We start from the raw sequence: 13,150 nt of genomic DNA, 5'->3' as shown, positions 1-13,150 counted from the left end.
ACGGTGTTTGATTGAGATGATGAATGGTTAAATTAGTTTTTTGTTTGATGGGACCTACTGCTTCAGGGAAAACGGCTTTGGCGTGTGAGTTAGTAACACATTATCCTTTTGAAGTGATTAGTGTTGATTCCGCAATGATTTATCGAGATATGAATATTGGAACTGCTAAACCAACTCCTCAAGAACTACACGTTGCGCCACATCATTTAATTGATATCAAAGATCCAATTGAGTCTTATTCTGCTGCTCAATTTTGTACTGACGCTTTATCCTTATGTGACGCGATCATTAAGAAAGGCAAAATTCCTCTACTCGTGGGAGGGACGATGATGTATTTTAATGCATTACAAAAAGGCTTATCTACTTTACCAGAAGCCGATCCTGTTGTGCGCCAGCAATTAGAGGATGAGGCTGCTTTAGCTGGATGGCCTGCACTTCATCAAAAATTAAGACAGATTGATCCTGAAGCTGCTGCACGTATTCATGCTCATGATACACAACGAATTCAACGTGCATTAGAGGTATATTATGTGACGGGTAAAACATTGTCTTCTTTCCTTGCGCAGCACAATGAGAAACCGGATTATCATTTTGTGAATTTTATTCTTTTTCCTGAGCAAAGAGCATGGTTGCACGAACGTATTGCACAACGTTTTGATCATATGCTCGCGGAAGGCTTTCTTGAGGAAGTAAAACAGTTACAGCAAAAATGGAGTTTAACCATGAATTTGCCTGCAATGCGTTGTGTAGGGTATAGACAAGCACTTGAATATTTGCAGGATGATTTTGATTATTCTCTAATGCGTGATAAAGGGATTGCTGCTACCCGGCAACTGGCGAAACGTCAGTTAACCTGGCTTAGGAGTTGGGGGGAGGCTTTTTATTATGATCCACAAAATGAGGCTTTTCGCGATGAGATTATAGCGAAAATTGGGGAAATATTAGATAATCCTACCAAATAAGTTTAAAGGAACATCATGAAAGACGCTAAAAAAGAACCAGCGAGTACGAAAAAAAATTATGTAGTACATCGTAATGAATTACCTTTGAGTTGCCCGACAAAGGATATGGTGTTATGGAATGCCCATCCTAAGGTTTATTTACCTATTGAAAAAACTGGTGTGGAAGTTTGTCCTTATTGTGGTTCGAGGTTTGTTTTGCAGAATGATTAAATCCATTTGTATTGTACGTTTATCTGCATTAGGTGATGTTTTAATGGCGGTTCCGCTCATTAGAACCTTACAAGCCAGTCTTCCCCAAGCCAAATTGACTTGGATCATTTCCAAGCCTGCTTTTGATTTGGTGGAAGGGATGGACGGTGTTGAGTTTATTCTAATTGACAAACCGAACACAGTTGTAGACTATTGGCGCTTTAAAAAGCAAATGAAAGGGCGTACCTTTGATGTTTTATTAGCGCCACAAGCCAGTCTCAGGACCAACTTCCTCTATCCTTTGATCAAAGCAAAACGCAAAATAGGGTATGATGAACATCGAGCAAACGATGCACATGGTTTATTTGTTAATGAGCGCATTACCCCAGGCTTGGAGCATACTTTAGATGGTTTTTTGAAATTTGCTCAGGCTTTAGGAATAAAGGAACGTGTTATTCGCTGGGATTTACCTATTTCTTCTGCGGATTATGAGTGGGCAGAACAGCATTTACCAAAACAGGGCCCAATTTTGGTAATTAATCCCGCAGCAAGCAAGCCCGAACGGAGTTGGCCTGTTGCGCGTTATATCGAAGTATTGCAACGAGCGCAGGAACAATGGAATGTGCAAGTGCTTATTACTGGGGGGCCGATTGATTTTGATAAACATTTGGCAGAACAAATAACCCAAGTTATCCCTGCAGTCAATCTCGTTGGCAAAACCAAACCCAAACAATTATTGGCACTTATCAGTAAAGCGACGGTTGTTCTTTGTCCTGATACAGGTCCTTCGCATATGTCTACTGCGGTAAACACTCCGGTTATTGCCTTGCATGCGGTGACTAACCCGCTTATTTCAGGTCCTTATCTTTTTCAGCATTTAGTTGTAAATCGTTATCCCGAAGCGGCAGAAAAAATTCTAGGTAGTAAGCGCATTGAAGATGTCTGGGGCCAGCATGTACATGGTGAAGAGCCCATGCAATTAATTTCTGTTGATGAGGTGATGGAGAAGCTCTCGATCGTTTTAGAAGGATATCAATCACTAGATTGAACGGCCTAAGCTACTTTGTTGTTGTATCTCCTCAGATGATGGTTCAAATGACACAACACGTTGATGGAATTTCATTACCGTAGAGCGATGTGCAATACTGATTACAGTTGTGTGGGGTAGTTTTTCTTTTAAAAGGCGATAGAGATGGGCCTCACTTTCCTCATCCAGTGACGCAGTGGCTTCGTCTAAAAAGAGCCAATCGGGCTTCTTTAATAAGGCTCTAGCAAAAGAAATTCGTTGTTGCTGGCCAAGAGATAATCTTGTTGACCAGGCATCTTCTTGATCTAACTCTGCAATAAATTGCTCCATTTTCCCACCAACAGCACACAATACTGCTTTATATTGATCATCAACATAGGTGCTAACTGGGTCGGGGTAGGCAAGTATGGCTTTTAATGTGTCATGAGGAATTAATGGTTTTTGAGGTAAGAAATAAGTTTTTTGATGTTGGGGAATACTAATTTCACCAGTTCCATAGCCCCAAGTTCTGCGAGCTGCTTTGAAAAAGGTGCTCTTACCAAAACCTGAAGGTGCTTTGATTAAGGTATTTTCTCCGGGTTTAAATTCCAAATTTAAATTACGCATCATGTGGCCAGGCTTTGAAGCACGTGGATATGCAAGTGTTAAATTTTTTACCGCTAAAGTCGTTGTTTGCGATTCATGAATATGAATATTCTTGGGGTTTATTTCACGTCGTTCATTATCCAGCTCTTCTTCGAGTTGGGCAATTCGCTCAATACTCGATTGATACTTCTGCAATTCAGTATAGGAGTCAACAAACCAATTAAAGGCTTTATTGACCTCATTAAACGACATGCCGATTTGGGCTATCTGTCCAAAATCGATTAATCCTGAGAAATAAGCAGGAGCTGCGAAAAGATAGGGTAATATATCAGCAAGGTAGCTGTTGCACATTTGAAAGGCAGATACCTTTAAATTGACCCACATTTTCTGGAATGCATTTTGTGATACTTGCTCTATATCATTCTCTAGTATTTTTTGGTGGTAATGCTCTCCACCTTCAAGAGCAATATTTTCAGATTCGTTATGAATAAATTCCAAATCTTTCCTAAGTTTTGCTTCCAAAAGATCTTCTTTTTGATTAATCGCGGTTAATGATTTGCCTAACATATGGGTAATCACACTGTTGATTAATGCAACACCTAACGAAGCCCACACAAGATACCCGGGAATAACGAGATTAGCCCCGAAAACTACTATGGTAAGCGTGCCGCCAATAACCCAAAGCGTGCCAATAAAGATCGCTAAGCTTAATGTGGATCTAAAAAATTCAGTGCTTAACGACAGAGTATGATCAACAAAGCCTTTAATGTTTTTTTGAATGCGTTGTTCCGGGTTGTCAATATGTGGTGCAACACGGGCTAAGTCCAGATAGTTTTTTTTCCCAAAGAGGTATTTATTAATGTATTTTGATGTTAACCATGACCGCCATTTGATGGATAAGGTATCAGTTAAATAATCCATTAAGCTACTCATGCCAATAATGACGGCACTGGTTAGGGCGATGGCGCCACTATAAAACAGAAACCCCGTTAATTCTTTTGCTGTAAGTGCTGCCCAAAATCCTAAAAACCCCCAAGGCAGAAAGGCCGTTATCGCAACAATGGCGATAATGCTTAAAAAAATCCCTCCAAGTAAGAGCCATGCAGTTAATTTCTGATCGGAATTAATAAAATAATCACTAAATAATTGAAATGCTTTTTTTCTAGAGGAAAGGTCCATTTATTTTTATTCCATTTTTATTCATGTGAGTGCGGGAATGATCCGTTTGTTTCCCATATTCACATTAATTTAACTCAAATTGTCGATCCTTGAAACAGAGATGACGTTAATTTATCGAGAAAAAAATTATTTTTTGGACATCCCATATTTTTATAAATTTACTTGTGGCCAGGGTGACATGAAGTGAAACCTGTTGCGGCTTTTTGAGTTTTTATTGAGGTTGCTTCTAAGTTGATCTTATTGTTTCCAATAAGAAACAGAATATTAGGCTCGAATCAAATCATAGAGTAATGTTCTGACAATCCTTCTTCTGGGTGGCGCAGTTTTGGGGTGGCACTCGTTTTAGGAAATCTATCAAGAAAAAAACCAAAGTGTTCTGTCTCTCGATCAACGTCAGGTGTTGTAGGCGGTTCATGTGTGCTAGATTGCTGTTGATGCACATTTAAATTCACCTCATCAGTTGGTGAAGTTGTAAATCGTTCGGACAATAATGAGGTCGTTAGCAATGTCGTAAAGGCACTGAATAAGCCCATTGCGGACAAGGAGCAAATACTGCTAAAGGCTGCGGCAGCCCCTGCTGTAAAAGTGATGACGGGTAATGCGAGACCGCCTGTCGCAATTGTTGCAATCAACACGCTGCAAATGAGTAAGGCGCTTGCTCCCAATAATAAGCCGATGGATAGATTCGATGCCAAAAGAGCTTTAGGCCAGGGGGTACTCTTCTCAAGGGCAGTATCAATAGAAAGCTGTACTCGATAAGAATTAAATAAAACAAAAAGAGTCGTTGACAGCATTATCGCCATAGGAATTAGCGGTGAAACTGGGATACCGGCGATGCAGAAGCTGATAATAAAAGCTAAGAAAGCGATGGTGCTATAGGTTAAAATCAACTTGTTTTGTGTGACGTCTTGATGTGCAAAACGATTTAATTTGTTGTGTTGAAATAAATAATCTAATGAGCCGTTTAAACAAATATCAGTAAAAAATGCTGATTTATCACTAGAATTCATAGCACAACTGACTCCTCCCCTTTCAGAAACAACGCGACAGCAAGGAGCATCATTTAAACCATCGCCCACGAACCAGACTCCTTTAGGATTGATCCCCGAAGTAGCCATGAGTGTTGTTAGAAAACTTTCTTTATTTCGTGGTGTTTGTTCCGTGTGGATATCTTCCTCTGCAAAAATAGAACCGATTTGATGATTAAATCCTTTAGCTGATGCACGATTATCGCCAGTGAGCATGATAATTTTCTTCCCTTCTTTCTTTAAGCGGGAAAGGGCCTCTACAATACCTTTTCTTGCCTCATGCTTAATATAGATAACTCCTTGGTAAATACCGTCTTCTGCAACATAAACAGCGGAGAAGCCTTGTTCAATTTTTGCTTGATCGATTTGCGGGAGAATTACTTTGTTGCTTCTTAAATATTCAGCGTTACCTATTTGAATCAATTTTCCTTGTATCATCGCAGCTAACCCACGGCTCTGCGGATCTATGTTGCAATCCTTGATCTCATCAAAACGAATATGAGGGTTTCTGCGCGTTTCATAGTGCTTCATGATTGCTTTAGCCAGGGGGTGCTCTCCACCGTAAATTTTTTCTAATAAATAAATTCTTTGCCATAATGGTGAACTGATATTAATATCAGATGATTCTACTTCAGAGTTCCCTGTAGTCAGAGTCCCTGTTTTATCGAAGACAATGGTGTGTATTTCATCATCCTGTCCGCCCATTAGTGTCTCATCGCGTAATTGAATTCCTTTTTTATTCCGATGGTGGATGCTGATTAAGCTGGGTAGCTGGTGGGCAATGGCAATAGTACAAGGACATACTGAAAATAGGATGCCAATTATATTTTGCATGATCAAAGAAAAGGTTGCGATCCCGAAGGCAATTGGAGCAATGATAGCCGCTGCGATGCCAATAACAACTAAGGCTGTATAAAGGTATGCAAATGGAGGTATTGACTCAGAGGTAGGAGTCGATGTTTTTCGCGCACGGTTTGCACGAAATAGCAGACTATTGACAGTACTATTGTATGAGTTTTTGGTAGCATAAACTGATACCAATTGACCACGGTTAATTGCTCCTGCAGGAATATGCTGCCAAAGTTGTTTGCTTTGCTGCGACTCCCCTGTGAGAAGTGACGCATCGATAATGGTATTACCCTCAACTAAAATGCAATCAACGGGAAAACATTCTCCAGGTTTAACCTTAATCAGCATACCTTCTCTCAGTAAACCTTTCTTTACCCCTCGTATTTCTCTATTTTTTAAATCTTTAATTAACAATAAAGTACTATCCTCTGCATCGCTTGCTAAAGAACGACTTTCAGAAAGAGGCTGGACTTTGTTTTTGAGGTAAATAGTCATATTGTTGATTAAAACCTCTGACTCGCCCTGTGATAAATGATAGCAATCGTATTGTTCAGACATTTGTGGGAATATAGTTTTCATCCCCTTTAATTGCATTTTTTTTGACTTGTCTAAAACAAGACGTTTAATTTCATCCATGCTGTTGATACAAGTTATCAACATAATTGGCATGATAAAATTCATAAAGGCCATGGAAAAACTACTGGCTAACGGCATAGTAATTGTATGAAAAAGTGTGTGTGCTAGAGATAAAAACCAACCCAGACTAATCGTGGTAGCCATGTTGGTCAGGGAGCCGGTGCGCAAGTTACGGAAAAAATTAATCAAATATTCACGAGCTGTAAAAGCGGTAGCGAGAAAAGAGATTGAAGTCAAACCCACAGTCAACAAAATTGAGGGCGGAAATATGAGCGCTAACGTGGTAACTAAACCCATTGCAATGAGATTAATTAATATATTTATCCAATTGGTTTTAGAGTGTTTATGCTCTTGCTCTTCCTCAGGGTTGTCTATGAACTCGAAGGGTATGTCCTCTTTAATCTTAGCTAAAAGAGTTGCATGAAAATTTTTCGCGGGAATAAAATCACTCGTTTCACTTTCAATGGAGATATTTAAGCGATGAATACCAAGTCCATTTGGTTCCGCATCTATGATGGGGTGTGCATCTGCAGGAAGAAGTTTGTCTTTAATACAATCATCAATACATGAACTCAGTAAGTTTTGGATTGCATTGCCGCAACCATCAAAACACATGATGCCAGAAACGAGAAGGGACTCTTGAAAAAGGATGTTTTTCATACCAAGCAACGGATGGAAAAATGATGGCTAATTTTAAAATACCAAGTATTAAATTTCTACATTAAGGGCGGGTTTATTTAATGATATTACGAAGTATTGATGTAATCGTTTACTTATTAACCATTTGTTCTTTGCCTTGTTTGTTCTTTCTGGATAATAGTGCTCAGTTTGTCACAGTGTATTCATTTAGTCTTTTGTAAGCGTATCTTGTTTCGCTTTGTAAATGACGTATATAAAATGATATCGGCGTGTAAAAGTCTGAGTAACATGCATATGCAAATTACCCAGACTAAAACGAATACAGAATGAATAGGGTTATTATTGTGATGTAGTGAGATCAGCATTTGGTGCGCCACTACGAACGCTTTGTAATAACAAGATGCTATTGGTCATTAATAGACGTTCATGGATTTGTCGATCTAAGTACAGTTGATAATTAATCTCTGCAAGTAAGATGGCAATTTCTTTTTCTACAGTAGCTGGTGCTGCAGTGTTAAGTTGAGTAATCCACTGAGTGTTTTCTTGTTGACCACCAGTACCACCAGCTCCTCCGGTACTCGGAGTATTGGTAGCACCTGCAGCAGTGGCACCATTAGGAAATAATCGCCAAGTTGCCATATTATATTCACTTAGGGCTTGGCTCATTGGTGTTAGATTTTGCCCCCCCGTTCCTGTTGTTCCTGCGCCCTGCGCTGGAGTTTGAGGCATTCTTTTAGACATAATATAGTATAGGTTACTTACTCCTACTGAGTTTTGGGCAGCATAGGTACGCAAGCTTGTCAGGTATTTGGTAATTAATTGTGTCGCCTGAATTTGTTTCGTACCGACAGAACCGTCAGTGTTAGGCGTAGTCGCCAAAGAAAGTTGGTCGAAATCATACCATTTGGGCAATTTTATAGGCACAAGGCTGCCTGAAACATAACGAATAAAATTATTGGCAAGTTGCTGTTGATTTTGTGCGTTTAATCCGCCGTTTGTACTGCCAGCATTATCAAGACTATCAGTTGAATACATTAATGGCCCAGTTAGTGCGTTGCTATTAAGCTGATTTAAAAATTGTGAAATGTAACTGCCGGTAAAAAATGTTGTTGCAGTGGGTATGGAGGTTCCTATTACATTTTGGGAGACTAATCCTCCATATAGATACTTACAGTTTGTTGTAAAGATAGTTGGATTTTGTTGATTTCCATTTTCCATACAGTAAGTGGCATCAGGTGTTCCTAAAATATTGAGTATGGCTTGGCTTACTGGCTCTTGTTGAAACGCTCCTTGGCCAGCTCCCCCAGTAGCTCCTGATGATTGATTTTGTTGCACTGATTGATCGAACAATGGGTTCGCAGTAACTGTTGACAAGGTGCTAGAAGACCCCGAGCCATTAAAGCCATTAAACGTATTATTAACTTGGTTATTAGCTATTTGAGCTATAGGAATATTATTAAGGTTACTCGGTACTAATTCAGAGAAAGGAGTTGCTGCATTTCCAGTAGATCCACTCGAATTCGCAGTACTACCACTTGTATAAGTGTTTACCGGGATCGAACCTAAATAAGTATAAAACGCATAGGTTTGAGCCAGTTGTGCTACAGGTGTGTTGATCAATGTGTAGTTTAGCACAAAGTTCTGGGGTTTTTGGGGAGGGTTAGTTACATCAAAACCCAAGTAATTACCAAAATTTTGGAAATACTTGACCATTTGTTGCATATTAGTAGACATTTGTTGCTGTTGACTATATAACATAGTTGCATTATCTGCTCCAGCAGGAAAAACAGTAAAACAAAGCAGATTAAGCAATACAAATTTAGACGACGATAATTTCATTTATTCTTCCCCTTCAAGTGCACGTAAAACAAGTTTTAGACGGTACTGACAAAAAACTCGCGACAACAATCTTAAACGTTCAAATACAATGTTTCTTTTGAGAAAAACCCCCGCTGGATCATGGCTTCCTGTACTTGTTTCTTCTGCATGGATTAAAACACGAGAAGCACTACCTGGATGGACTGTATCAATTGCCTGCAGCAGACGCAGTCCGCGACCTGATTTAATATTTCCTACGATGCGAATAAATTTCTCCTCTTCGGCCAGGAGCCCCATATCTATTTTTTCTATGTCGTCAAGTTCTCTACCTAACTGCTCCATAGCCTGCTCAAACTCTGGATTTCCATCAAGGGTCCAATCTTCCACACTTTCCATAAAAGTGATCACTCTATAGATCATTGGATCAATATATTCAAACCAGTATTGTGCGGATGCTTCATGACTAAGATCTGGCATTTTTTACTCTTTCTTTACTTATAATTAGCGGATGGACGAAACCATTACTTACTACTATAGTATATTATGAAAGGTAAAAGAAAGAAGTAAAATATATGAAAAAGAAGTCAAGAATAATTAGGCTAATTTCAACGATCCTTAATGTTCGTAGATGGTTCGATTGGGAGCGAATGAGGGCATTTACCTTATATTTAGGAAATGGCTGTAAACGCTTGTTTGTGCCACAGAAAAAAACGGATGGTGAATCATTTAAAGAAGCGGTGAAGTTACTTAATCTTAGCGATGAAAATATACTTACGAAACAAAAATCATTGTTTCGTTTAAGCATTATTATGGTCATCGCTGCTGTTTTGATTTTGGGGTATGCTGGTTATCAGCTTTTTTACGGTTCAATCAAAGCGTTTCTTATTAGTCTTATTGTTACTATGATTGCGCTTGTTTTAGCCTTCCGTTACCACTTTTGGTACTTTCAGATAAAGCATCGTAAGCTTGGTTGTACCTTTAATGAGTGGTATAGGCAGGGGTTGTTGGGAGAGAAGAAATGAATAAGTTGTTGGTTACTCTACTCCTGCTTTTATGTCCCGGTTTAGTTTTAGCCGATAGTTCTGGATCGTTGAGTTTTGCACCTCCTGCTAGTGATTTCTCTGTAGTCTTTCTTAGTAATTTATTTGGTGTTGTTGATGGTGTTTTAAGTGGCACCGGCAGCCAAATTATGGGTAGTATGTTTGCGGTATTTAATGCCGCAGTTTTGGCATTAGGCGGTATCATTATTATGTATACCCTTTTGGTCGCTACCATGAACACTGCTCACGAAGGGCAGATGCTGGGACAAAAATGGTCTTCCATTTGGATTCCAATTCGCTCCACTGTAGGTTTGGCTTTATTGATCCCTAAGGCCTCTGGTTATTGCTTAATGCAAATTTTTGTTATGTGGGTGGTTGTGCAAGGGGTTGGTGCAGCAGATAAAGTGTGGAATGCTGCTTTAAGTTATTTGAATCGTGGTGGTGTTATTATTCAGGCCCAACAGATAAATCCGGCCTCCGATCTTACATCGCAAGTCACTGGCTCAAGTACGGGGATTGGCAGCATTGCAACCGGGGTGGTAAATATACTTTCTGGTCAAGTGTGCATGCTGGGCTTGCAGACGCAATTGACCGCTCAAAGACAATATCTTCTCAATGCAGCATCGCAACAAAAAGGATCGTGCTATACAGCCAAAGATTCTAAGGACCCCATGTATAAATTTTGTAATACTGCGGTTCCTGACTTTTTAGGTTCGGTCAATGCAGTTGCTGTGCAAAATAATGCGCCAAACAATCAGTCTTGGAAGGTCGACATGCCCAATTTTGATTCCGGTAGCGACTATGCATTTCTAAATGGGATTTGCGGCACCATTACATGGAACAGCATTAGCAACGGGAACGCTAATTTTACTGATTTACTGGATAAAAGTAAGAGTCCTAAACTCGATCAAAACGGAAACGTTGTGAAAGATAAAAATGGTAACATCGTTTATAACTATTATACTGCAGGAAATAACGTAACCGTTGGCAATAACACGTTAACTCCTTCAGAAATTGCTGCAACGCAAATGTCACGGTCTATTGCAGTCCAACAAATGTATTCGGATTTGGCGCCAGTGGCTCGGTCTATGATAACTAATGATCCAGGAATCCCTTTTACTCAAAAAGCCAACCCGAGCGCGTTTACTGCGAATGCGACTCAGCAATTTGGTGTGCCATATAAACAAAATGGAACAGTTTGTACCAGTTATGATAGTGGTACTTCGCAGCAAGACAGATGCGTCATTTGGGGACCTACACAAGGCTCTGCAGCTGGCGGAGTTTTGTTTACTGGTATCGAATTACTCAATGCGATTAATGATTATAACGGCATTATGATGCCCACAGTTAATCTAAACCGCCTGATTAATTCAGCATCGAATGGTGATAAATCCACTGAGTTTATCAATAAGGCTGAGACGCAGGGATGGATTATGGCTGGTGCCTATTTCTTTAACTTGGTAGGAATCCAGGGAACATCTGGAACCATAGAGAATGCAGGTCAAGTCGATTCAAACACCGGCTTGGGAGACAGCAAATTTAGTCCTGATGCAATAACGAGTGCATTTAAAATAAGTGATGATGGTAAAAGTACTACCTGTGTTGATGGAAGTCTTCCTAATAAAAGTTTGAAGAATTTATGCCTTTGGTTTAATCAAGATGTTGCGCCATTACAAGCAGTACGAAATTTAATTACTTCAGATTCTTCTAAAAATGTAAAACCTTCATGGAAATCCAACATGACGGCGGTGGGTGGTACTAGCTCATCTACCGTATATGGTTTTATTAACAATGCACTGATGATGCAAACTCCTGGGCAACCTGGAGTACAACCAATGACCTTTGCGAACACCATTAATTTCAGTGTCAGTACATCGCTGTATCGATTACAGCCCCAAAATTTTTCTTGCGGTGAAGTAAAGCCGTTCTTCTCAATTTGTTTAGGACAAATACTTGGAAATATATTTTACAATATTATCTTAGTTACCGTATATAACCTGTTTCTTGATATCTTTGGCGAGATTATCAATAGCGTGGTTTTAGCCTTCTTGATGATCCCCTTACAAGGGATGGCAGCAATCTTTCAACAGGGACTTGCGATTATCTCGCAGCCAGGCGTAAACCCTGTTATTGCATTAGCAAATATGGGAAATGAGTACATCAATTTCGCTGGTAACTTATGGATGCTCTTATTGAATTTGGCAATATCCAGTGCGTTAATTCCCGTATTTGGGGTCTTTATTTTTGCGATGATGTCTTTAGCGATGCCACTGGTGATCGCTTGGGTAGGCGTCATGGTCAGCGTAGGCTTTACCACAGCGTATTACATCCCGATATTACCTTATATGATTTTTACCTTTGGGGCTTTGGGCTGGATAATCTCAGTTATTGAAGCGATGGTTGCTGCACCGATTGTTGCATTAGGGGTGACACATCCTGAGGGACATGACGCCTTTGGTAAAGGTGAAGCGGCGATCATGATCTTGGTTAATGTGTTCCTAAGACCTTCCATGATGATTATTGGATACATTTCGGCCATCGCGTTATCTTATGTGGGGGTATGGGTTCTCAATGCCGGATATGATCAGGCTATCGCATTTATCCAACAGGAAAATACTAATGCTGCTCACCTCGCCAGGGGTATCTGGTCGCAAGGTGGTACGGACTCGCCTTCTGGTACAGGTGGATATACTGATTGGGCCGGAATCTATGCATTCTTCTTCTCAATATTAACTTATACCACTATGTACTTAGTGATAATCCAAAAATCATTTACATTGATATCCTATTTACCTGATAAAATCTTACGATGGATTGGCGGTTCTCCTGAAAGCTTGGGGCAAGAAACTGCGCAATGGGGTGAGGAAGTAAAAGGTAAGACTCAGGAAGCCGGTAAGGAAACCCAAACTGCACAGGGACAAATTGATAAAACTTTGGGTGGATACGGTACGAAAGCTGTTGGTGCGGTTAAAGGTTTTATGGGCAAAGGTGGTGGCGGTGGAGATGTTTCTGCCCAAGGTAATTCGACTCCGAGTAGCGATAAAGATGATGGTGGCGGTAAAAAAAAGGGTAAGAGTGGTGGTGATCTAGGAGGGGCAGGGAAGTAACAATTAATAAAAATGATGGTCATTTTTCTGCTGAATGTAGGAGAATTCACGAACCATTCTTACTCGGTGCGGCATATTTTGATTCGATATG

9 protein-coding genes are annotated in these 13,150 nt (G+C 40.0%); 5 read left to right on the top strand and 4 right to left on the bottom strand.

Annotated features, from left to right (window positions below; genetic code table 11):
* Nucleotides 1-23: 23 nt before the first annotated feature.
* From miaA to Lste_RS08480, 3 genes are read left to right on the top strand one after another with little or no spacing between them, the layout of a single operon-like run.
* On the top strand, nucleotides 24-962 hold the full coding sequence (gene miaA, locus Lste_RS08490) for a tRNA (adenosine(37)-N6)-dimethylallyltransferase MiaA (protein WP_058510603.1): 939 nt from the start codon (nucleotides 24-26) through the stop codon (nucleotides 960-962).
* A 15-nt stretch (nucleotides 963-977) separates the two neighbouring features.
* Entirely contained in the window at nucleotides 978-1,172 is a 195-nt protein-coding gene (locus Lste_RS08485) for a zinc-finger domain-containing protein (protein WP_058510602.1), read from the top strand.
* The gene (locus Lste_RS08480) at nucleotides 1,165-2,199 is read left to right on the top strand and encodes a glycosyltransferase family 9 protein (RefSeq protein ID WP_058510601.1); all 1,035 of its coding nucleotides are present in this window, start codon (nucleotides 1,165-1,167) and stop codon (nucleotides 2,197-2,199) included. The genes Lste_RS08485 and Lste_RS08480 overlap by 8 nt, the downstream gene beginning before the upstream one ends.
* Here Lste_RS08480 and Lste_RS08475 read toward each other — a convergent pair.
* The 4 genes from Lste_RS08475 to icmW all read right to left on the bottom strand — a co-directional run bounded on the left by Lste_RS08475 (nucleotide 2,191) and on the right by icmW (nucleotide 9,389).
* Nucleotides 2,191-3,942, bottom strand: a complete 1,752-nt coding sequence (locus Lste_RS08475; protein ID WP_058510600.1) for an ABC transporter ATP-binding protein/permease — start codon at nucleotides 3,940-3,942, stop codon at nucleotides 2,191-2,193. The two genes, Lste_RS08480 and Lste_RS08475, sit on opposite strands and share 9 nt — an antisense overlap.
* Nucleotides 3,943-4,217: 275 nt before the next feature.
* Nucleotides 4,218-7,115 (bottom strand): HAD-IC family P-type ATPase, encoded by a 2,898-nt coding sequence (locus Lste_RS08470; RefSeq protein WP_083503936.1) that lies wholly within the window; start codon nucleotides 7,113-7,115, stop codon nucleotides 4,218-4,220.
* A gap of 318 nt (nucleotides 7,116-7,433) precedes the next feature.
* Nucleotides 7,434-8,933, bottom strand: a complete 1,500-nt coding sequence (gene icmX, locus Lste_RS08465) for a type IVB secretion system protein IcmX (RefSeq protein ID WP_058510598.1) — start codon at nucleotides 8,931-8,933, stop codon at nucleotides 7,434-7,436.
* On the bottom strand, nucleotides 8,934-9,389 hold the full coding sequence (gene icmW / locus Lste_RS08460) for a type IVB secretion system protein IcmW (RefSeq protein WP_058510597.1): 456 nt from the start codon (nucleotides 9,387-9,389) through the stop codon (nucleotides 8,934-8,936).
* A 95-nt stretch (nucleotides 9,390-9,484) separates the two neighbouring features.
* Here icmW and icmV point away from each other — a divergent pair, with 95 nt between their 5' ends.
* A complete protein-coding gene (gene icmV, locus Lste_RS08455) occupies nucleotides 9,485-9,934 on the top strand; it encodes a type IVB secretion system protein IcmV (protein WP_058510596.1) in 450 nt (149 codons plus the stop codon).
* Nucleotides 9,931-13,059 carry a type IVB secretion system protein DotA gene (gene dotA, locus Lste_RS08450; RefSeq protein ID WP_058510595.1) on the top strand — a complete coding sequence of 1,043 codons (3,129 nt, stop codon included), beginning with the start codon at nucleotides 9,931-9,933 and terminating at the stop codon, nucleotides 13,057-13,059. Before icmV ends, dotA begins: the two co-directional genes overlap by 4 nt.
* Nucleotides 13,060-13,150 lie beyond the last annotated feature (91 nt).

This window comes from Legionella steelei (assembly GCF_001468005.1).
Taxonomy (GTDB): domain Bacteria; phylum Pseudomonadota; class Gammaproteobacteria; order Legionellales; family Legionellaceae; genus Legionella; species Legionella steelei.
The sequence above is the reverse complement of the archived record's forward strand: the minus strand, read 5'-3'. Positions and strand labels throughout refer to the sequence as shown.

Coding starts and splice junctions, on each gene's coding strand:
- icmV (WP_058510596.1), top strand. CDS start 9,485: ATGAAAAAGAAGTCAAGAATAATTAGGCTAATTTCAACGATCCTTAAT.
- icmW (WP_058510597.1), bottom strand. CDS start 9,389: ATGCCAGATCTTAGTCATGAAGCATCCGCACAATACTGGTTTGAATAT.
- icmX (WP_058510598.1), bottom strand. CDS start 8,933: ATGAAATTATCGTCGTCTAAATTTGTATTGCTTAATCTGCTTTGTTTT.
- Lste_RS08475 (WP_058510600.1), bottom strand. CDS start 3,942: ATGGACCTTTCCTCTAGAAAAAAAGCATTTCAATTATTTAGTGATTAT.
- Lste_RS08470 (WP_083503936.1), bottom strand. CDS start 7,115: ATGAAAAACATCCTTTTTCAAGAGTCCCTTCTCGTTTCTGGCATCATG.
- miaA (WP_058510603.1), top strand. CDS start 24: ATGGTTAAATTAGTTTTTTGTTTGATGGGACCTACTGCTTCAGGGAAA.
- dotA (WP_058510595.1), top strand. CDS start 9,931: ATGAATAAGTTGTTGGTTACTCTACTCCTGCTTTTATGTCCCGGTTTA.
- Lste_RS08485 (WP_058510602.1), top strand. CDS start 978: ATGAAAGACGCTAAAAAAGAACCAGCGAGTACGAAAAAAAATTATGTA.
- Lste_RS08480 (WP_058510601.1), top strand. CDS start 1,165: ATGATTAAATCCATTTGTATTGTACGTTTATCTGCATTAGGTGATGTT.